Source organism: Thiohalobacter thiocyanaticus, from assembly GCF_003932505.1.
GTDB lineage: Bacteria > Pseudomonadota > Gammaproteobacteria > Thiohalobacterales > Thiohalobacteraceae > Thiohalobacter > Thiohalobacter thiocyanaticus.
On sequence record NZ_QZMU01000001.1, the window covers coordinates 344,207 to 362,854 of the forward strand.

At 64.9% G+C, this 18,648-nt stretch carries 19 protein-coding genes; 5 read left to right on the plus strand and 14 right to left on the minus strand.

Annotated features, from left to right (window positions below; genetic code table 11):
• Positions 1-25 precede the first annotated feature (25 nt).
• The 4 genes from egtD to D6C00_RS01685 form a co-directional block, all read right to left on the minus strand.
• Positions 26-997 (minus strand): L-histidine N(alpha)-methyltransferase, encoded by a 972-nt coding sequence (egtD, locus tag D6C00_RS01670; RefSeq protein WP_125180023.1) that lies wholly within the window; start codon positions 995-997, stop codon positions 26-28.
• Positions 994-2,292, minus strand: a complete 1,299-nt coding sequence (egtB, locus tag D6C00_RS01675) for an ergothioneine biosynthesis protein EgtB (protein ID WP_125180024.1) — start codon at positions 2,290-2,292, stop codon at positions 994-996. Before egtB ends, egtD begins: the two co-directional genes overlap by 4 nt.
• 130 nt (positions 2,293-2,422) lie before the next feature.
• Positions 2,423-2,839, minus strand: a complete 417-nt coding sequence (gene arfB / locus D6C00_RS01680) for an alternative ribosome rescue aminoacyl-tRNA hydrolase ArfB (protein ID WP_125180025.1) — start codon at positions 2,837-2,839, stop codon at positions 2,423-2,425.
• Positions 2,840-2,858: 19 nt separating this feature from the next.
• The gene (locus D6C00_RS01685; RefSeq protein WP_125180026.1) at positions 2,859-3,107 is read right to left on the minus strand and encodes a hypothetical protein; all 249 of its coding nucleotides are present in this window, start codon (positions 3,105-3,107) and stop codon (positions 2,859-2,861) included.
• A 100-nt stretch (positions 3,108-3,207) separates the two neighbouring features.
• On the opposite strand from D6C00_RS01685, the gene D6C00_RS01690 reads away from it, so the two are divergent.
• The 3 genes from D6C00_RS01690 (at position 3,208) to D6C00_RS01700 (ending at position 4,656) form a co-directional block, all read left to right on the plus strand.
• Entirely contained in the window at positions 3,208-3,609 is a 402-nt protein-coding gene (locus D6C00_RS01690) for a hypothetical protein (protein WP_125180027.1), read from the plus strand.
• Positions 3,610-3,794: 185 nt separating this feature from the next.
• On the plus strand, positions 3,795-4,001 hold the full coding sequence (cspE, locus tag D6C00_RS01695) for a transcription antiterminator/RNA stability regulator CspE (RefSeq protein WP_125180028.1): 207 nt from the start codon (positions 3,795-3,797) through the stop codon (positions 3,999-4,001).
• A 175-nt stretch (positions 4,002-4,176) separates the two neighbouring features.
• Complete coding sequence (locus D6C00_RS01700) at positions 4,177-4,656, plus strand: DsrE family protein (RefSeq protein ID WP_125180029.1); 480 nt, start codon at positions 4,177-4,179, stop codon at positions 4,654-4,656.
• A 1-nt stretch (position 4,657) separates the two neighbouring features.
• Here the strand turns inward: D6C00_RS01700 and D6C00_RS01705 are convergent, their stop codons facing one another.
• A complete protein-coding gene (locus tag D6C00_RS01705; protein WP_125180030.1) occupies positions 4,658-5,503 on the minus strand; it encodes a DUF3014 domain-containing protein in 846 nt (281 codons plus the stop codon).
• Between the two features lie 65 nt (positions 5,504-5,568).
• A complete protein-coding gene (locus D6C00_RS15685) occupies positions 5,569-6,015 on the minus strand; it encodes a hypothetical protein (RefSeq protein WP_206609480.1) in 447 nt (148 codons plus the stop codon).
• Positions 6,016-6,148: 133 nt separating this feature from the next.
• Here D6C00_RS15685 and D6C00_RS16280 point away from each other — a divergent pair, with 133 nt between their 5' ends.
• Positions 6,149-6,280, plus strand: coding sequence for a hypothetical protein (locus D6C00_RS16280; protein WP_255416746.1), 132 nt, complete (start codon positions 6,149-6,151; stop codon positions 6,278-6,280).
• A 1-nt stretch (position 6,281) separates the two neighbouring features.
• Here D6C00_RS16280 and D6C00_RS01715 read toward each other — a convergent pair whose 3' ends face one another.
• The 8 genes from D6C00_RS01715 to D6C00_RS01750 all read right to left on the minus strand — a co-directional run bounded on the left by D6C00_RS01715 (position 6,282) and on the right by D6C00_RS01750 (position 17,699).
• Positions 6,282-7,274, minus strand: a complete 993-nt coding sequence (locus D6C00_RS01715) for a hydrolase (protein WP_125180031.1) — start codon at positions 7,272-7,274, stop codon at positions 6,282-6,284.
• Between the two features lie 24 nt (positions 7,275-7,298).
• The gene (locus D6C00_RS01720; protein WP_125180032.1) at positions 7,299-7,922 is read right to left on the minus strand and encodes a hypothetical protein; all 624 of its coding nucleotides are present in this window, start codon (positions 7,920-7,922) and stop codon (positions 7,299-7,301) included.
• Between the two features lie 164 nt (positions 7,923-8,086).
• Positions 8,087-9,271 carry a pyridoxal-phosphate-dependent aminotransferase family protein gene (locus D6C00_RS01725; protein WP_206609481.1) on the minus strand — a complete coding sequence of 395 codons (1,185 nt, stop codon included), beginning with the start codon at positions 9,269-9,271 and terminating at the stop codon, positions 8,087-8,089.
• A 133-nt stretch (positions 9,272-9,404) separates the two neighbouring features.
• Entirely contained in the window at positions 9,405-10,826 is a 1,422-nt protein-coding gene (locus tag D6C00_RS01730; RefSeq protein WP_158675247.1) for a S8 family peptidase, read from the minus strand.
• Positions 10,827-10,990: 164 nt separating this feature from the next.
• On the minus strand, positions 10,991-12,997 hold the full coding sequence (locus D6C00_RS01735) for an ABC transporter ATP-binding protein (protein ID WP_125180034.1): 2,007 nt from the start codon (positions 12,995-12,997) through the stop codon (positions 10,991-10,993).
• 126 nt (positions 12,998-13,123) lie between these two features.
• Positions 13,124-14,536, minus strand: coding sequence for an ABC transporter permease (locus D6C00_RS01740; RefSeq protein ID WP_125180035.1), 1,413 nt, complete (start codon positions 14,534-14,536; stop codon positions 13,124-13,126).
• Positions 14,533-15,510: an ABC transporter permease gene (locus D6C00_RS01745; protein WP_125180036.1), complete on the minus strand. Its 978-nt coding sequence runs from the start codon at positions 15,508-15,510 to the stop codon at positions 14,533-14,535. Before D6C00_RS01745 ends, D6C00_RS01740 begins: the two co-directional genes overlap by 4 nt.
• On the minus strand, positions 15,510-17,699 hold the full coding sequence (locus D6C00_RS01750) for an ABC transporter substrate-binding protein (RefSeq protein WP_125180037.1): 2,190 nt from the start codon (positions 17,697-17,699) through the stop codon (positions 15,510-15,512). Before D6C00_RS01750 ends, D6C00_RS01745 begins: the two co-directional genes overlap by 1 nt.
• Before the next feature lie 136 nt (positions 17,700-17,835).
• Here D6C00_RS01750 and D6C00_RS01755 point away from each other — a divergent pair, with 136 nt between their 5' ends.
• Positions 17,836-18,621, plus strand: a complete 786-nt coding sequence (locus D6C00_RS01755) for an enoyl-ACP reductase FabI (RefSeq protein ID WP_125180038.1) — start codon at positions 17,836-17,838, stop codon at positions 18,619-18,621.
• The last annotated feature ends 27 nt before the right edge of the window (positions 18,622-18,648 follow it).

Consider the following 18,648-nt stretch of genomic DNA (forward strand, 5'->3'; position numbering starts at 1 on the left):
CGAACGCCCGGCGGGCTGCGCGGCTTCAGCCGGTGACTTCCAGACAGTGCACGCTGAACAAATCGTCGCGATCGGTCCAGACTGCCAGCGGCGCGAAGCCGGCCTCCCCCGCCAGGACCTGGAATCCGGCCACGCTGTACTTGTAGGAGCTTTCGGTGTGGATGCTCTCGCCGGCCTCGAAGTGGAAACTGTGTCCCGCGACGCGCACCTGCTGCAGGCAGTCGCTGACCAGATGCATTTCCACCCGGCCCGGCCCCGGGGCGTAGAAGGCCCGGTGATGGAAATGCGCCAGATCGAAATCCGCGCCCAGCTCCCGGTTGATGCGCACCAGCAGATTGCGGTTGAAGGCGGCGGTCACCCCGGCGGCATCGTTGTAGGCCGCGTTCAGAATGGCCGGATCCTTCTGCAGGTCCACCCCGATCACCAGCCGCCCGCCCGGACCCAGGGCACGAGCGACATGCGTGAGCAGCTGCCGGGCCTGACCGGGCTCGAAGTTGCCGATGCTGGAACCGGGGAAGAAGGCCGCGCGCGGCAGGCCCTCCGGCAGCCCGGGCAGCGCCAGACCGCGGGAATAGTCCACGCAGGCGGCATGCACGCGGATACCGGGATATTCCCGGGCCAGCTCGCCGGCCGCATCCAGCAGGAAGTCGCGCGAGATATCCAGCGGCATGTAGAGGGCCGGACGCAGGGCATCGAGCAGCAGCCGGATCTTGCGGCTGCTGCCCGAGCCCAGCTCCACCAGCACCCCGCCGCGACCGAGCAGCCCGGCCATCGCTTCGCCATGCGTCTCCAGCAGGCCCAGCTCGGTGCGTGTGGGGTAGTACTCCGGGGTTTCGGTAATGGCCTCGAAAAGCTCCGAGCCGCGCCGGTCGTAGAAGAACTTGGGCGGGATGCGTCGCGGGCGCCGTGCCAGCCCGTGCAGCACCTCCGCGCGCAGGTCCTCGACCGGCGGATGCATATCATGGAATTGAACGGCGGATTCATGCGGCGGGTTCATTCCGCATCCTCCGCCAGTCGCAGCCCCATGAACTGCCAGCGGTCATGAGGGTAGAAGAAATTGCGGTAGCTGGCCCGGATGTGGTCCGCGGGCGTGACACAGGAACCACCGCGCAGAACCTGCTGATTGCACATGAACTTGCCATTGTATTCGCCCAGCGCGCCGGCCGGCGGCCGGTAGCCGGGATAGGCCGTGTAGGGGCTGGCGGTCCATTCCCAGACGTCGCCGTAGAGCTGCTGCAGCCCGCTGCCGTCGGCCACGCCCGGATGCAGCAGGCCGGTATCGCGCAGATTCCCCGCCACCGGCCGGTCCGCGGCAGCCACCTCCCACTCCTGTTCGGTGGGCAGGCGCCTGCCGGCCCAGCGGGCACAGGCGTCGGCTTCGTAGTAGCTCACATGGCAGACCGGCTCGTCGGGATTGAGCGGACGCAGCCCCCCGAGCGTGTACTGCCACCAGTCGCCGTCCTGCCGCAGCCAGTACAGCGGCGCCTTCCACCCCAGCCGCTGCACCGTGGCCCAGCCGTCGGACAGCCACAGCTCGGGCCTTGTATAGCCGCCGCCATCCATGAAGGCGAGATACTCGCCATTGGTCAGCAGGCGGCTGGCCAGGCGCCAGGGCCCGTTATACGCCCGGTGGCGCGGCCGTTCGTTGTCGAAGGCATAGCCGCTGCCGCCATAGCCGATCTCCTGCACGCCGCCCGGGTATTCCTGCCAGTGCAGCGGTGCGGCGCGTCCCTGCGGCACTGGCAGTTCCTCGCGGTAGACCGGCAGCAGCGGGTTGACCCAGAAGTTGTGCTTGAGGTCGGTGAGGATCAGTTCCTGATGCTGCTGTTCGTGATTGAGTCCGATCGCGAGCCGCAGGGCGATCTGCGGCCACTGTTCCGGCGCTGCGTCCGCCATCAGGGTCTGCATGTGCTCATCCACCCAGCCCCGGTAGCGATAGACCTCCTCCAGCGACGGCCGTGACAGCAGGCCACGCCGGGCCCGCGGATGAAAACCGTCGAGCTGTTCGTAGTAGGAGTTGAACAGATAGCGGAAGCGCGGATTGAAGGGCCGATAGCCCGGCAGGTATTCGTGCAACAGAAAGGTTTCGAAGAACCAGCTCACATGCGCCAGGTGCCACTTGGGCGGGCTGGTTTCGGTAATGCCCTGCAGCAGACAGTCCTCGGCCGACAATGGCCGGCACAGTGCCTCGGTCACCGCCCGCACCGCCGTGTAGTTACGCTGTGCCTGCTCCCTGTCCAGCACGGAGATATCGCTGACAGTGTCGCGATCCTGCGTCAACGTCTGGCTCATGCCCGTTTCCTTTGTCGCTTCCTGTGCGCGCCGCACGCGGTTCGCGACGCTGTCCTGCTTCGGAGATTGCCATGACGGCATAACAACTGCAATCGAGGCAGTCGCAGAAAAGACAGGGTTTTTTATCAAACTAGATTTCCGGTTTGCGGCGCAGCGCCTTGTTGCTGCCCCGGCGCTTCTTGGCCTCCAGCCGGCGCTGGCGGGCGCTGCGTGAGGGCCGGGTGGGAATGCGCCGTTTCGGCGCCTGCAGGGCACCGCGGATCAGTTCCGCCAGACGTTCCAGCGCCTGGGCCCGGTTGCGCTCCTGGGTGCGCGCGGACTGGGCCTTGATGATCACCACCCCGTCGCGGGTGATGCGGCTGTCACGCCGCGCCAGCAGCCGTTGCTTGCAGGGCTCGGGCAGCGAGGAGGCATGGATGTCGAAACGCAGGTGAATCGCCGTTGCCAGCTTGTTGACGTTCTGACCGCCGGCGCCCTGGGCGCGTACCGCGCTGAGCTCGATTTCCTCGTCTGGCAGAGTCAGCTCAGGTGTGATCTGCAAATCCATACTACGGCTGCGGCCGGACTCAGTCCTTGCGCTCGTCCTCCGCCGGCGGCAGGCCCTGAAGCAGGCGTTCGACCTCCTCCAGTTCCTCGGCCGTGGTGCGGGCGATGGCGGCCAGCACCTCGGCGTTCTCCAACTGCTGGGCGCGCTCCTCGGAATCGGGGTCCAGACCGGCGGCATAATCCTGCCTGATCGCAGCGAGCCGCTCGCGCAGGGCGTCCCGGCGCTGCAGCAGCCCGTCGCGGTCGGTGTCTTCGGGTTCGTTGACCATGCTCCTTCCTCCCAGGGTCTGTGAGCCCGGCGTTACAGCCATGGGGCGCCAAATCTGATAGGCTTGCCCCATCAGTCACCACCCGTGAGGATAAGCGACCATGCAACAGGATGAAAGCCTCGATACCCCGCGGATGGACGCCTCCGATCTGTATCGTGAAGAGGTGTTCACCGACCGCCGCGTGGGCAGCATCCGGGTACTCACCCCCGTCACCGCCGAGGGCGCGGCCGATCCGGCCCGCGCCGTGGTCTACGTCGGCCAGGCGCAGCTGATGACGCCGGCCGGCGCGCTGCCGCTGAGCTTCGAAATCCCCGCCGGCTCGCTGGCCGAGGCCGTGGCCAATTTCGCGCAAGCCACGGAGCAGGCCGTGGAACGCACCATGCAGGAGCTTGAGGAGATGCGCCGCGACGCCGCCTCATCCATCGTGATCCCCAAGGGCGGCACCGAAGGCATGGGAGGGCCCGGTGGCGGCATGCCGGGGGGCGGCTTCCAGCTGCCCTGATCAACTGATCGCACCCGTGTGACAGCGGGATGCCGGGACAGGCGTTTTTCTACTGTACTTATGCCGGTGCTGGGTTACACTGAAGCTGATTGCATGAATCCAGGGTATTCGGCTGAACCCTCCCTGCGCCGTTTACTCACATGCAGTCCATCACATCGTCTGCTCAAGTGTTAGAGGTAAGTTTCATGGCTACAGGTACTGTCAAGTGGTTCAACGAATCCAAGGGCTTCGGTTTCATCACTCCCGAGGACGGCGGTTCGGATGTGTTCGTTCACTTCTCGGCCATACAGGGCCAGGGCTTCAAAACCCTGCTCGAGGGTCAGGCCGTCACCTATGATGTCGAGCAGGGACCCAAGGGTCCGCAGGCGGCGAACGTGGTGCCACAGAGCTGAGGCCCACTGCATTAACACGGCACCCCGACAGACCCCGCGCCCGGCCGCGGGGTTTGTTTTTTGGAGTCAGGAGTGAGGGGGGTGAGGAGTGTGAGGTGTAAGTGAGGGCATGCAGAAATTTCCGGGCGGCGTTAAGATCAGAATCTGATAAATCCTTGCCGGCAAAGGAGTTCGCATGCGCACCCTGATCCTCTTTCCTTTCCTTCTGATCTGGAGCCTGGCCCTGCAGGCCGAGAACAATGCCCCCTGGGGCACAGCCGCGGACAACCAGCTCGACATCGAGTATGCGCCGCACAAGGTGGTCTATGATGTCAGCGTCGACAGCCGCGGCCGCTTCGAACGCGTGCTCGACCGGGTCAGTTACCTGAACAACCTCTACGGCGCCGATCCCTTCGATGCCTCCATCATTCTCGTGCTGCACGGCGACGAGATCCCCTTTTTCGCCCTTGAGAACCGGACCCAGTACCATGAGCTGATGCGTCGAGCCCAGAGCCTGACGGTGGGTGGGATCATCCAGGTCCGCATGTGCCGGATCGCGGCCCGCGGCCATGGCTATGCACCGAAGGATATTCACGGATTCGTGCAGATGGTGCCGATGGCAGATGCAGAGATCGTGAGACTGCAGCGGGAGGAAGGCTACGCCTACATGCGCTGATTCACTCGAGCTCGAGACGGACCAGACGCGCGCGGATCTCGCGCAGCTTCGCCTTGACCCGTGCGGCATTGTCGGGCCCCATCCGTATCAGTGCCTTCTGTCCGGCCGACAGGGCCTCCAGTTCAGGGTCGGCGTACTGGTACAGGACATGCGGCCGGATCAGCCGGATCGGTTCACGCACCTCGGGGGTGGCCAGCAGGTGATCGATCACTGCCACCAGACGGTCGTTGAAATAGGCATCGGGATAGCCGAGTTCGACGTAGGCGGCCTGGAACAGCGGGTAATAACGGATATACAGCCGGGAGAAGGTCTCGATATCGAGTGATTCCAGCAGACTGACATGGGGCCGGTAACGACGATGGTTTTCCGGCTTGATGACGAATTCATCCTCCCCGCCACTGACCTGGAAACGTCCCGGCGCTGTCGCCACTGCCAGCCGCCTGGCCGGCAGCTTGGTGCGCGGGAGGTTGTCGACGGTCACGACCAGGCGCCGGATCAGTCCGTCCAGACTGAACAGCGCCAGCGGCTCGGGCACGGTGAAGATTTCCTGCACCGCCTGGCTGGCGAGCCTGTCGCTCTCGCCCAGCTCGGGCAGAGGTGGTGGCGCCGGTTCCGCCGCGGGCGGCGCAGGTTCCGTCTCCTGCGCATCGGGGACGGCGGCATCCGCATCGGCCGGCGGCTCGGGTACCGGGTACTGCGGGGACGGCGGGGCGGCTTCCCGGAATGTTTCACCCGGAGCGCTTTCCGGCACTGAGGTCTGCGGCGGCGGTAGCGGCTGCAGCCAGACGTACAGACCACCGGCCGCGGCCGCCAGCACCACAACACCTGCCAGGACTGTCCTGTTCATACTCCCCCGCCGACCGGATTCATGTCACTGCATTGTGCCTGATCCGGCCGCCCGGGAAAATCCTCCTATTTCTGTCCTCCCTCCAGTTGGCGCAGACAGTTCAGAATCTCGTCCAGCAGGTCGGTATCGTCCCCGCTGCCGGCCATGTTCTCCTCTTCGGCAACCTCCAGTTCGCGGGCATCGTATTCCCAGCGCCGCAGCAGTTCGATCTTCTGCGCATCACTCAGGTCGATCCGGGCCATCAGTTCCCCCGGCGTGCGGAAAACCGCCGTGGGATCGAGTCTGGCGGTTTCCCATTGGGCCGTATCCATCATCATCACCTCCGGAAATGAAATATAGGGCAAGGATAGTAGTTCAGTTTCGTGGATTGCGCCGGACAGGACGGGATTCAACCCCAGGCTGGACGGGGCTTGAAATTCAGCCCGTTGAACCAATACTTTCAGACAGAACACAAGCGTCCGTCCCCCGAGGTGCAGGCCATGACCCACATCGACCAGTTGATCGAACAGCATATCCGGGAATACGAAGCGCGGCTCAGACACATCGACGAGCTGATGGCCCCGGGCCCAACGCCAGGGAGCCTCGCCCGATACCCATGCGGAGCTGGCCGAAATCCAGGGCCGGCGCGAGGAACTCGCGGGACAGGTGGAGACGCTCAAGCAGAAATCGCGCGAGCACTGGGAGGAGGACGAGATTCGTCAGGCCGGGCCCATGGGCGTGTGGGACGTGGTGGCGCAGAAGCTCGAGCACCTGCTCGAGCGGCTGGAGAAGAAATAGCTCAACGCGACGGCGCCAGCCTCTGTTCCAGCCAGGCGAGGATGCGCTGCTCGGCCCAGTACACCGGCCGCCAGGGCAGACGACCGGCGACGAAACCCACATGCCCTCCGTGTTCACTGAGCTGCAGCCTCACACCCGGCCCGAGTTCAGCGGACGCGGGCACATTGTCCGGGTACATGAAGGGATCGTCCCGGGCATGCAGGATCAGGGTGGGCGTGATGATATCCCCGACAAAGGCGGCGGCGCTGCAGCGCCGGTAGTAGTCCTCGGCGCCGGCAAAACCATTCAGCGGAGCAGTAATGCGATCGTCGAACTCGTGGATGCTGCGCACCCGATCGATGTCCACATCCAGCGGTGAAGACCGGCGGCGGAAACGCCGGCGGTAGGAGCGCTTGAGACGGCCCAGCAGATAACGGCCATAAAGCCGGGAAAAGCCCTGTTCCATCCGCCGAACCGCATCCTGCAGCCGGAATGGCACCGATACCGCCACCGCGCAGTCAAGGCCGCTGTCCGCGCCGGTCTCGCCCAGGTGCTTGAGCAGCAGGTTCCCGCCCAGCGAGAAGCCGATTGCCGCACGCGGCGCCCGGCCCCGGGTACGCAGGTACGCCAGCACTTCGCGCAGGTCATCGCTGGCACCGGAATGGTAGCTGCGCGCCAGCCGGTTCGGCTCCTCGCCGCTGCCGCGCAGATGCATGAACAGGGCCTGGTAACCGGCCCCGGACAGGGCCGTCAGGAGAGGGGTGGCGTAGTGCGATGCCAGCGAGCCTTCCAGGCCGTGGATGACCAGCACCCCGGGCCCGGCCGCCGGGCCGCAGCCGGCCAGATCGATGAAGTCCCCGTCGGCCAGCTCGACCCGTTCGCGTCTCAGCGCCAGCCTGCGGGGTCGGCGCATCAGCACCGGCCAGAGGGTCTGCAGATGCGGCGAAGGCAGCCACCAGGCCGGCCGGAAGTCGGCCTCGTCCGGCTGCGCCACGGCGTCAGCCGACCGCTCCATGTCGGTACGGACGCTTGCGCGCCCTTACTGCCCCGGCATCACCGAGCGGCGTATCTCCATCATCTGCTCCTGCTTCTGTTTCATGTCGCTGAGCAGGGCCTCGGTCTTCGGATCCTCGGACTTCATGGCGGTGAGCATGGCCTGGTTCAGTTCCTCACGGGCCGACTGCACGTCTTCCTTCTGCATGACCTGCTGCTGGGCCTGCTGGAATTCCATCACTGCCTGACGGTATTCGTCATAGTGGCCGCGGCGCTCGTCTTCCGACAGGCTCTGGTCCTGGATCTTCTCCTGCAGGGCCTGGATCTGCTCGAATTCCTGCTCGGGCTGGTGGCCGTTGGCGCGCATCTGCTCCATCACCAGCTGCTCGAAATCCTCCTGCTGCTGCGCCAGCTCGGGACGCGCTTCCAGGGTCTTCTCCTGGATGGCGCCGAGCTGCTGCTGCAATCCCTGCAGTTCGGCCTGCAGCTCCTGGAAGCGCTGCACCTGCTGGGTCTGTTCGGGGCTGAGCTGCTGTTGCTGCGACTGCGGCGCCGGCGACTCTGCGCGCGCGCCGGCCGCACCCAGCGTGCCGGTGACGGCCACACCCACTGCAACGGCCGGCAGCAGTTTGCGCAGCAGGCGATTGAAATCGGAATTGAAAACTCTCATGTTCTACCTCGTAATCTTCTGACTGTGCGGGAAAATCCGCCGTGCCACTGTAACAGCCGTCCCGACCGGCTTGTCAAATGAAGGGGTCACAAGATTACCTGATCCCCCGGATCCTGCCGTCGGCAGCCGACACCGGCGGCTGTAGGCCGAACCCCTGCCCGGCGTCAGGCCTGCTCCCGGTAACAGGCCATCGCCGCCTCGACCGCCCTGCCGGCGTCGATCTTCGCACCCATGTCGCTGAGCACGGCATCCAGCGCCCCGAGGCAGTTCAGCACATTGGTCCGGTTGCAGGCGAAGCCCATCAGCCCCACGCGCCAGACCCTGCCGGCCAGCGCACCCAGGCCGGCGCCGATCTCCAGGTTGTATTCCTCCAGCAGGCGCGTGCGTACCGCGGCATCGTCGACGCCCTCGGGGATGGTGATGGCGTTGAGTTGCGGCAGGCGCTCGCCTTCCGGGACCACGAAGTTCAGCCCCATGGCCTCGAAGCCGGCCTTGAGCGCCTCGTGGTGATTGCGGTGGCGGGTCCAGGCATTCTCGACACCCTCCTCCTGCAGCAGCACCAGGGCCTCGTGCAGGGCGTAGAGGGTGTTGACCGGGGCGGTATGGTGGTAGGCGCGCTTGCCGCCCGAGCCCCAGTAACCCAGTACCAGGTTGAGATCCAGAAACCAGCTCTGCACCCGGTGCCTGCGGTTCTTCACCACGTCGAGGGCACGTTCGCTGAAGGTCACCGGCGACAGGCCCGGCACACAGGACAGGCATTTCTGGGTGCCGGAATAGACGGCGTCCAGGCCCCACTCGCCGACCTTGAGTTCGCAGCCACCCAGCGAGGTCACGGTGTCGGCGATGGTCAGGCAGTCGTGCTGACGCGCCAGCCCGGCCAGGGCCTTCGCATCAGACATGGCGCCGGTGGAGGTCTCGGCATGAACGAAGGCCAGAATCTTTGCATCCGGATTGGCCTTCAGCGCCTCCTCGACCTTGTTCACGTCCACCGCCCTGCCCCATTCGTCCTCGACCATCACGGCGGTCGCACCGCAACGTTCGACGTTTTCCTTCATGCGGCCGCCGAACACGCCGTTCTGGCACACGACGACCTTGTCGCCAGGCTCGACCAGGTTGACGAAGCAGGTCTCCATGCCGGCCGAACCGGGTGCGGAGACCGGCATGGCCAGATCATAGTCGGTCTGGAAGGCATAGCGCAGCAGGCCCTTCATCTCGTCCATCATCTGCACGAACATCGGATCCAGGTGGCCGATGGTGGGCCGGCTCATGGCCTCCAGGATGCGTGGATTCACATCGGACGGACCAGGGCCCATCAGGGTACGAACGGGGGGATGAAAGGACTGCGTCATGAATGACCTCGACTGCGTGAATAATTGACTCAAAGGCTCGGGATTCTAGCACTCCGGGCAGGGGTAGAACAGGTACCGATACTGAGGATAATCAGTCGTAGGTCGGGTTACGCTGCGCTGACCCGACCGACGGTTACAGAGACGACCTGCGAACAAGGCGAATACCCAGAATCGCCATCAGCAGCAATACCAGCCCGATATCCGGGCGCCGATCCGCGGCCAGCACACAGCCACCGCCCCCGCCATCATCGGCAACGGCCGAACCCGACTGGCTGACCAGCTGCAGGGCCGCGTCCAGGTCCAGTATGCCGGCCCCGCACAGGCTGGTGGTGCAGCTGCTGCCCCCCGGGAAGGGTTGGGCCGAATTGATCAACAGGCTGGCGACGGTGTCGGGTGTGATATCCGGATCCAGTGCGCGCATCAGGGCCACGCCGGCGCTGACCTGGGCCGCGGCGAGACTGGTACCGGAGGCGGAGACGTAGATGTCGTTTCCGGCCGTTACCGGACCGTCGTTGTGAGTAGTGGAAATAGCGTCTCTCCCGAAGTTTCCTGTTTCCCCCCCGGGCGCGGAAATGTCGACCCTCGTACCATGATTGGAGTAGGCGGCACGGTCACCGACTCGGTTGGTGGCGGCCACCGCGATCACCCCCTCGCAGTTGGCCGGCAGCACAGTGCTCATGTCCGTCATACCGTCATTACCGGCCGCGGCCACCAGTACCACGCCTCGGGCACGGATCTGGTCGATGATGTCCTGGATAGCGGGACTGCAGGGGTCGCTGCCGGCAAAGCTGAGGTTAATCACATCGGCCGGGTTCGGATTGTCAGGGACACCAGTCACCGGCAGGCCCGCCGCCCAGCTCATGCCGGTGAGGATATCGGCGAAATCCCCGCCGCACTTGCCGAAGGCGCGCACCGGCAGCAGCCGGGCACGATGATCCACCCCGGCCACGCCCAGGGTATTGTCCGCGGTCGCCACCATGACGCCGGCCACCAGCAGGCCATGCCAGGAACTGTCATCGGCCGGGCTGCCGGCGCCGCATTCATCGGCAACCACGGCATCGCCCGGATCGGTGGGATCCGGGTCGATGCCGTCACCATCATTGGCTGCAGCCGGGTCGGAGACAAAATCATAGCCCGGCAGGATACGAGCGTTGTCCAGATCCTCATGGTCGAGGATGCCGGTATCGATCTGGGCGATTACCACACTGCTGTTGCCGCGCGTCCGGTCCCAGGCATTCTGGGCGTCGATGCCGTAGGTCTCGAACAGGTTCCACTGATCTGGATAGAAGAAGTCATTGGGCACGAACTGCGGCTGCATACGCGGACCGGGCGGCTCGGCATACATCACGTCCGGAAGATCCGCGATGCGCGCCGCCAGGGCTTCGGCCTCGGAGCCCGGCAGCGGCGGTGCAAAACTGAGAATCAGGGTGTGACCCAGCCGGCGTTCCAGGTTGAATTCCGGCCCGAAGCGGCTATCGAGTCCGCGCAGAAAAACCGCCTCATCCACACCCGTCTCGAGCCGCAGCAGCAGGCGTGTCTGGACTTCCTCCGCCATCACAGACAGGCTGAAGCCGGCGAAGAGGCAGAGCAATAGAAAACGCCTGCAGACATCAATCATTCACGTTCCCCTATTGCGTACTGCGCAGCATGACCTGCCAATTTCAATATCCCTGTTGATCCGTGTTCATCCGTGGCTCATATGCCACCTGCACTCGAATACTATTCTAGCAGCCAGCAGCGGGCCCAGTGCTCCGATCCGCGCTCGAATCGGTCGGGATAGGCCTGGCGGCAGCGCTCCATGGCCTGAGGACAGCGGGGGTGGAAATGACAGCCGGTCGGCGGATTCGAGGGCGAGGGAATGTCGCCTTCCAGCCGGATCACCTCGCGGCCGGTGTCGGTGTCGATCCGCGGCACGGCCGAGAGCAGGGCCCGGGTGTAGGGATGCTGCGGATCGGTCAGCACCCGATCGACCGGCCCTTCCTCGACGATGCGGCCCAGGTACATCACCGCCACCCGGTCGGCCAGATAGGCCACCACTGAAATGTTATGGGTGATGAACAGGTAGGCCAGGTCCAGTTCCAGCTGCAGCCGCTTCAGGAGATTCAGGATCTGCGCCTGCACCGAGACATCCAGCGCGCTGGTGGGCTCGTCGCAGATGATCAGCCGCGGTTCCACCGCCAGCGCCCGGGCCACGCAGATGCGCTGGCGCTGGCCGCCCGAGAATTCATGCGGGTAGCGCCGGGCATGCTCGGGGCGCAGACCGACCTGCTCCAGCAGTTCCTCCACCCGCTGCCGGCGCGCGCCGGCATCCGGGACCAGACCCTGGGCGACCATGCCCTCCTCGATGATATCCCCGACCTGCATGCGCGGGTTCATGGAGGAGAAGGGATCCTGGAAAATGATCTGAAATTCCCGGCGCCGGCGGCGCAACGCTTCTCCCCGCAGCCGGGTCAGCTCGTCGCCGTCGAAACGCACACTGCCGGCGGTGGGCCGCAGCAGCTGCAGGATGGCCTTGCCCACCGTGGTCTTGCCGCAGCCCGACTCGCCCACCAGTGCCAGGGTGCGGCCGGTGGGGATGTGGATATCGACGTCGTCCACGGCATAGACATGCCCCACCGTGCGCTTGAACAGTCCCTTGTGGATGGGGAAGTGCACCTTGAGACGGCTCACCTCGAGCAGGTCGCGCGGCGCGGCGCTACGGGCGGCCAGCCGGTCCGGTTCGGCCTCGCTGCCGGCGGCAGGCGGGTTCGGATGAGCCGGATCGTACAGGTGACAACGCACGCCCCTTCCATCGGCCTCTTCCAGCCAGGCGGGTTCCACCTCATGGCAGGTCCGCCAGGCCGAGGCACAGCGGTCGGCGAAGCGACAGGCATGAAAACTCTGGTCCAGAGTGGGCACGGTACCCGGGATGACGGTCAGGGGCCGGTCACGCTTGTCCATGTCCGGCAGGGCCGCAAACAGTTTGCGACTGTAGGGATGCCTGGGTTCAGTGAAGAAATCCGCCCGGGACGCCTGTTCGACCAGTTGACCGGCATACATCACCGCCACCCGGTCGGCCATGCCCGCCACCACACCCAGGTCATGGGTGATCAACAGCATGGCCATGCCGGTCTCGCGCTGGATGTCGCGCATCAGCTCAAGCACCTGCGCCTGGATGGTGACATCCAGCGCCGTGGTCGGCTCGTCGGCGATCAGCAGATCCGGCTCGCCGGCCAGCGCCATGGCGATCATCACCCGCTGCTTCATCCCGCCGGAGAGCTGATGCGGATACTCATCCACCCTGCGTCCGGCATCGGGGATGCCGACCAGGCCGAGCAGTTCCACGCTGCGTGCCCGCGCCGCCCTGCCCTTCAGCCCCTTGTGCGCGGCCAGCACCTCGCCGATCTGCCGTCCCACTGTCATCACCGGGTTGAGCGAGGTCATGGGTTCCTGAAAGATCATGGCGATGCGCCCGCCACGGACCTGCCGCATGCGCATCTCCGGCAGTGCCAGCAGATCCTGCCCCTCCAGCAGCACCTGCCCGCCGGCGATGTGCCCGACCGGCTGCGGCAGCAGCCGCAGCAGCGCCAGCGCGGTCATGGACTTGCCGCAGCCCGACTCCCCCAGCAGCGCCAGGGTCTCACCGCGGTCGATGGCGAAACTCACCCCATCGACCGCGCGTACCGCACCCTCGCCCTCGCCGAAGCGCACCTGCAGATCCCGGACTGTGAGCAACTTGTCAGTCATGCGTCGAGAGTTGTTCGAGCCATGGTTGCACTCGGACATTCGTGAATAGTCATGTGATTTTTCATTCTGTCTCTCCGCGCCTTTGCGCCTCTGCGTCCTTTGCGTTCCTGTCACCAGACCCTGATATCACCCACGCTGCTCCCGCAGCCGTGGATCGAACGCATCCCTGACCACGTCGGAGAACAGGTTCGCCGCCAGCACCAGGGTGAACATGAAGATGAAGGCGGCGAGCAGCGACCACCAGACCATGGGCTCGCGCGCCATCTCCAGACGGGCGCGGTTGATCATGTTGCCCCAGCTGTTCATGGTCGGATCCACGCCGACGCCGACATAGGACAGCACCGCCTCGGCCAGCACCAGACCGCTGAAATCCAGCACCACGGCGATCAGCACAATATGCATCACATTGGGCAGGATGTGACGCAGGATCACCACGAAATTCGGCACCCCGAAGGCGGTGGCGGCCTGGATGTAGTCCATTTCGCGCAGCTTGAGGGTCTCGCCACGCAGCATGCGGCACAGACCGGTCCAGCTGGTCACACCGAGGATGATGCACAGGAACAGCAGCCGCAGGTCGGCGCGCTCGGCCATGGTCTCGAACAGCTCCGGATGGGTATCCACGTAGACCTGCATCATCAGCACGGCGGCGGCGATCAGCAGCACGCCGGGGATGGAGTTCAGGGTGGTATAGAGATACTGGATGACATCATCCACCCAGCCGCGGAAATAACCCGCCATGATGCCAAGCAGCACGGCAAAGGGCAGCATGATCAGCGTGGTCAGGGTACCGATGATGAGCCCGGTGCGGATGCTCTTCAGCGCCTGATAGAATACGTCCTGCCCCACCTTGTCGGTGCCGAACACGTGATAGGCGCCGGCCAGGTTGACAGCGGCGAACAGCAGCCATATCAATACCGTGAGGGTAAGCAGCAGCGCCGGCAGGGGCAGGGCCGTGCCGCCGCGCAGGCTCAGGCCCAGCGCCGCGCGCAGATCCAGGCGGTAACGTCTCGCGACCAGGGCAGCGGTGGCCAGGCCGAGCAGGGCCATGCAGAGCAGTGTCTGCAGCGTGGCCAGCCCCAGCCGCCGGGCGATATCGGCGTCGCGCTCAGTGACCGGATCGGCCAGGTGCGCCGCGCCGTGCTCCAGCCGCGGATAGTCCAGTACCTGGCTGCCGTCGGGCCGTTCCACCATCTCCTTCATGTACAGCCAGGCCGAGAAGGGTGCGGAATAGGTCTTCTCCACGCGGGTGCGCAGCGGACCGACGAGCTTGTCGAACACGCTCATGACCTCGCCGGAATAATGCACCTCCCCGCCTTGCGTCTGATCGGGCAGGGCCTCGCGGAAATGCAATGAATCCAGCAGGCCGATCAGCACGAACGCCAGCAGCACCACCAGCGCGGACATACCCGTGCGGCTGCGGATCACCCGCTGCCAGGGCTCGCGCAGATGCGGCTTGCTGCGCATATAGAAACCCGACAACACGATGACCGCGACCAGCAGCCACACCAGCGCATCGGTCCAGAGGATCACGGGCATCATGACAGGCGGATCCTCGGGTCAACCAGGGTATAGGAGATATCGGTCAGCAGCAGGCCGAGGATGTAGAGCACCGAGCCGAGAAAGACCATGGAACGCACTATGGCGAAGTCCTGGTTCTGGATGGCATCGATGGTGTAGCTGCCCAGGCCCGGGATACCGAAGAAGGATTCCATGATCAGGCTGCCCATGAACAGCAACGGCAGAATCACCACGATGTTGGTCAGCACCGGGATCATGGCATTCTTGAGCACGTGGCGGAACATCAGGCGCGGCTCGCTGGTGCCCTTGGCCCGCGCCGTGCGCACGTAATCCCGGCCCAGTTCCTCCAGGAAGATGGCACGGTAGAAGCGGCCATTGCTGCCGATGGCGGCAACCACGCCGATCAGCACCGGCAGGATGGTGAATTTCAGCGCCTGCCAGCCGGTGTCGAAGCCCGAGATCGGTACCAGGTGCAGCATCTTGCCCACCAGGTACTGGCCGCCGATGATATAGAACAGGGCAGAGATCGACATCAGTATGATGCACAGCACCACCCCGCCGATGTCGATATAGCTGCCCCGGAAGAAGGCCAGCAGCAGGGCGAAGCTGAGATACACCACCAGTCCCAGGAGAAGCGTGGGCAGGGCGATCAGCAGACTCGGCCACATGCGCTGGCGTATGTCATGGCCGATGTCCCGACCGCTGTCGGACTGACCGAACTGGAAGGCGAAGAGCTTGACCGATTTCTCGAAGAAGATGGTCTCGGTCAGGCTGTCGAGTCCGCCGGACTCGGCATTGTAGAGCAGCGGCATGTTGTAGCCGTGTTCGTCCTTCCAGCGCTCTATCGCCTCGGGCGTCACGCGCTTCATGCCCAGGTGCATGCGCGCCATGTCGTCCGGGGTGTTGACCACGAAAAACAGGGCGAAGGTGATGAGATTCACCCCGATCAGGATCGGCAGGGCATAGAGCACGCGGCGCAGGATGTAGGCCAGCATCAGTCCCGTCTCCCGCGCATGTGCATGCGCCGGCGATAGCCGATCCAGGCCGGCACCACCGCGACAACCAGCACGCCTGCGACCAGGGCCAGCGGCCAGACCACGGGCGCATTCCACTCCCGGCGCAGGCGTTTGCGCAGATCGGTGTCGATGCGTTTGTACTTGAGGGTGTTGCGCGCCATCAGGTTGGGCTTGTTGTTCTTCAGCCAGGCATGGTGCAGGCCGAAGCTCTTGGGGTAGAAGCCCCACAGCCAGGGGCCGTCGCGGCGGGCGATGGCGAGCATCTCGTCGATGATCGCCTGGCGCCGCGGGCCGTTGTCCATGTTCTTCATCCGCTCGAACAGCCGGTCGAATTCCGCGCTGCGGTAGTTGGCCGCGTTCTCGCCGTTCTTCTCCGCCTTGCTGTTCTCGCCATAGAGCAGGAACAGGAAGTTCTCCGGATCGGGATAGTCGGCGTTCCAGCCCCACTGGAAGATCTGCGCCGTGCCGTTGCGCATCTTGTCCTGGAAGCGGTTGTAGTCGGTGGCACGGATCACCAGCTGGATATCCAGCTTGTCGAACTGCTTGCGCAGCCAGTCCATGCGCGCCTTGTCATCCGGCCCGCCGCCGGTGGTATCGAAGTTGAGCACCAGCGGGCTGCCGGTCTCGGCATCTCGGCCGCCGGGATAGCCGGCCTCGGCGAGCAGGCGCCTGGCCTCCTCGATGGATTTGCGCTGCGGCCGGCCGTCGACCCAGTCGTAGACATGGGGATTGATCCCGGCCTCGCCGTCGCGATGACCGAAGATGCCCGGCGGAATCGGACCCTGCGCCGGTACCCCGCGGCCGTTGAGAAAGATGGCAACGAATTCCTCATAGTCCATGGCGATGGCGATGGCCCGGCGCAGCTTGCGGGCAGATTCGCTGTCACCGCCCACCACCGGGTCGAGCATGTTGAAGCCCATGTAGAAGATGGAAGTGGCCACCGCCGTCTGCAGACTGATGCCCTTGTCCCGCATCTGTTCGGTCAGTCCGACCTCGCCGCCCTCGCCCACCTTGATGGCCTGATCGTAGCTGTCGGAGCTGATGCCGGAACTGTCATAGTAGCCCTGCAGGAACTTGTTCCAGTAGGGAATCTGTTCCTTTTCCAGCTTGAACACGGCCTTGTTGATGAAGGGAATGGATCTGCCCGCGTCATCCAGCAGGCCCGCTTCCCGGTCGCCGGGCTCGCCTTCGGTGGGATAGGTCTCGCCGCGGAAATGGGGATTGCGCTCCAGCACCATTTCCAGGTTCGGGTTGTTCACGGTGAGGCGGTAGGGTCCGGTGCCCACCGGATACCAGTCCAGGGTCAGGTTGCGGGCTTTCATGCCGGGCTGGGAGAAGAAGTAATCCACCTCCCAGGGCACGGGTGCGAAGAAGGGCATGGCCAGCCAGTACACCAGCTGTGGGTAGCGGCCCTGGATGCGGATGCGATAGGTATAGCGGTCAATCACCTCAGCGCCGGCCAGGGGGTGGTCACGCAGGTCCAGGTACAGGCCGTCGCTGTCCCCGGCCTCCTGCTTGAGTTCATTCCAGGCCCGGCCCAGGGTGGCAGCATAATCCGCCAGTCCGACGATGTACTCGCTCATCAGCCCGAGGATCGGCGAATGCAGGCCCGGGTGGGCCAGACGCTTGATCTGGTAGACGAAATCAGCCGCCACCAATTCACGGGTGCCGGTACGGGAAAAATCCTGCAGGCTGTGCCGACCCTCCAGCGCGCGCGCGTCCAGATCGTGGTAGACATGGTCACCCGCCGCATCCCGGGCAAAGGCCGGATGCGGCTCATAGCGGATGCCCGGCTTGATGCGGATGCGGTATTCGCTGTAGGCCACGGCGTCGGCCGGTGCATCGGCGGGCAGTGCCTTGCCCTCCGCGTCGAGGTAGACCGGCTCGGGTACCGCTTCGGCCGAGCGGGGGATCAGTTCGTAGGGCCGTTTGAGATAGTGGTACTGCAGCGGCGGCTCGTAGATCTGACCCAGAAACACCACCTCGTTGGAGCTGTAGGAACGGGCCGGGTCCAGGTGCTTGGGACGCTCCTCGAACGAGGAATAGTGAATGTTCGCGTCCTGATCGCTGGCCGGATAGGGACTGTTCCAGGGCTGGTCACCGCAGCCGGCCAGCAGCAGCCAGCACAGGCCGAGCAGGCCGCCGAGCTGTTTTGTTGGAATTGTCATGGACTTGCATTATAGCGATGTGCCGCAGGGTTGCAGCAAGCGATTTACGGGCCCTTCCTGCCGCCCTTTCCGCGACCGGCGTTTTTCGGTACCTTACCGGATTTCCCCACTACGGATACAGATAAAGGACAGGGTTATGGGATTTCTCGCTGGAAAACGCGCACTCATCGTCGGCCTGGCCAGCAACCGTTCCATTGCCTGGGGCATCGCCCAGGCCATGCAGCGCGAGGGCGCCGAGCTGGCGCTCACTTACCAGAACGACAAGCTCCAGGGCCGGGTCGAGAAGATGGCCGGCGAACTGGGCACAAGCATCACCCTGCCCCTGGACGTGAGCTCGGATGAACAGATCGACAATGTCTTCACCGAACTGGGCAGGCACTGGGACGGGCTGGACATCCTGGTCCATTCCGTGGCCTTCGCCCCCAGGGAGGCGCTGGAAGGCTCCTATGTGGACAGTGTCACCCGCGAGAACTTCGCCGCCGCGCACGACATCAGTTCCTACAGTTTCGCTGCCCTGGCCAAGGCGGCCCGGCCGCTGATGGCCGGCCGCAACGGCGCTCTGCTCACCCTGACCTATCTGGGCGCGGTGCGCGCCATGCCCAGCTACAACGTCATGGGCCTGGCCAAGGCGAGCCTCGAGGCCAACGTGCGCTTCCTGGCCTACAGCCTGGGCCCGGAGGGCACCCGGGTGAACGCCATCTCCGCCGGCCCGATCCGCACCCTGGCCGCCTCCGGCATCGGTAACTTCCGCAAGCTGCTGGAGTACGGCGAAAAAAACGCCCCGCTGCGGCGCAACGTCAGCATCGATGAGGTCGGCAATGCCGCCGCCTTCCTGTGCTCGGACCTGGCCTCCGGCATCACCGGCGAGATCACCTATGTCGACGGCGGCTACAACATCGTCGGTGCGCCGGAGATGGAGTGAAGTCAGGATAGAAACGCTTGCGGTCTT

Coding starts and splice junctions, on each gene's coding strand:
- D6C00_RS01755 (WP_125180038.1), top strand. CDS start 17,836: ATGGGATTTCTCGCTGGAAAACGCGCACTCATCGTCGGCCTGGCCAGC.
- D6C00_RS01740 (WP_125180035.1), bottom strand. CDS start 14,536: ATGATGCCCGTGATCCTCTGGACCGATGCGCTGGTGTGGCTGCTGGTC.
- D6C00_RS01730 (WP_158675247.1), bottom strand. CDS start 10,826: ATGGCGGAGGAAGTCCAGACACGCCTGCTGCTGCGGCTCGAGACGGGT.
- D6C00_RS01720 (WP_125180032.1), bottom strand. CDS start 7,922: ATGAGAGTTTTCAATTCCGATTTCAATCGCCTGCTGCGCAAACTGCTG.
- arfB (WP_125180025.1), bottom strand. CDS start 2,839: ATGGATTTGCAGATCACACCTGAGCTGACTCTGCCAGACGAGGAAATC.
- D6C00_RS01715 (WP_125180031.1), bottom strand. CDS start 7,274: ATGGAGCGGTCGGCTGACGCCGTGGCGCAGCCGGACGAGGCCGACTTC.
- D6C00_RS01700 (WP_125180029.1), top strand. CDS start 4,177: ATGCGCACCCTGATCCTCTTTCCTTTCCTTCTGATCTGGAGCCTGGCC.
- D6C00_RS01725 (WP_206609481.1), bottom strand. CDS start 9,271: ATGACGCAGTCCTTTCATCCCCCCGTTCGTACCCTGATGGGCCCTGGT.
- D6C00_RS15685 (WP_206609480.1), bottom strand. CDS start 6,015: ATGCTGTTCGATCAACTGGTCGATGTGGGTCATGGCCTGCACCTCGGG.
- egtD (WP_125180023.1), bottom strand. CDS start 997: ATGAACCCGCCGCATGAATCCGCCGTTCAATTCCATGATATGCATCCG.
- D6C00_RS01735 (WP_125180034.1), bottom strand. CDS start 12,997: ATGACTGACAAGTTGCTCACAGTCCGGGATCTGCAGGTGCGCTTCGGC.
- egtB (WP_125180024.1), bottom strand. CDS start 2,292: ATGAGCCAGACGTTGACGCAGGATCGCGACACTGTCAGCGATATCTCC.
- cspE (WP_125180028.1), top strand. CDS start 3,795: ATGGCTACAGGTACTGTCAAGTGGTTCAACGAATCCAAGGGCTTCGGT.
- D6C00_RS01690 (WP_125180027.1), top strand. CDS start 3,208: ATGCAACAGGATGAAAGCCTCGATACCCCGCGGATGGACGCCTCCGAT.
- D6C00_RS01745 (WP_125180036.1), bottom strand. CDS start 15,510: ATGCTGGCCTACATCCTGCGCCGCGTGCTCTATGCCCTGCCGATCCTG.
- D6C00_RS01750 (WP_125180037.1), bottom strand. CDS start 17,699: ATGACAATTCCAACAAAACAGCTCGGCGGCCTGCTCGGCCTGTGCTGG.
- D6C00_RS01705 (WP_125180030.1), bottom strand. CDS start 5,503: ATGAACAGGACAGTCCTGGCAGGTGTTGTGGTGCTGGCGGCCGCGGCC.
- D6C00_RS01685 (WP_125180026.1), bottom strand. CDS start 3,107: ATGGTCAACGAACCCGAAGACACCGACCGCGACGGGCTGCTGCAGCGC.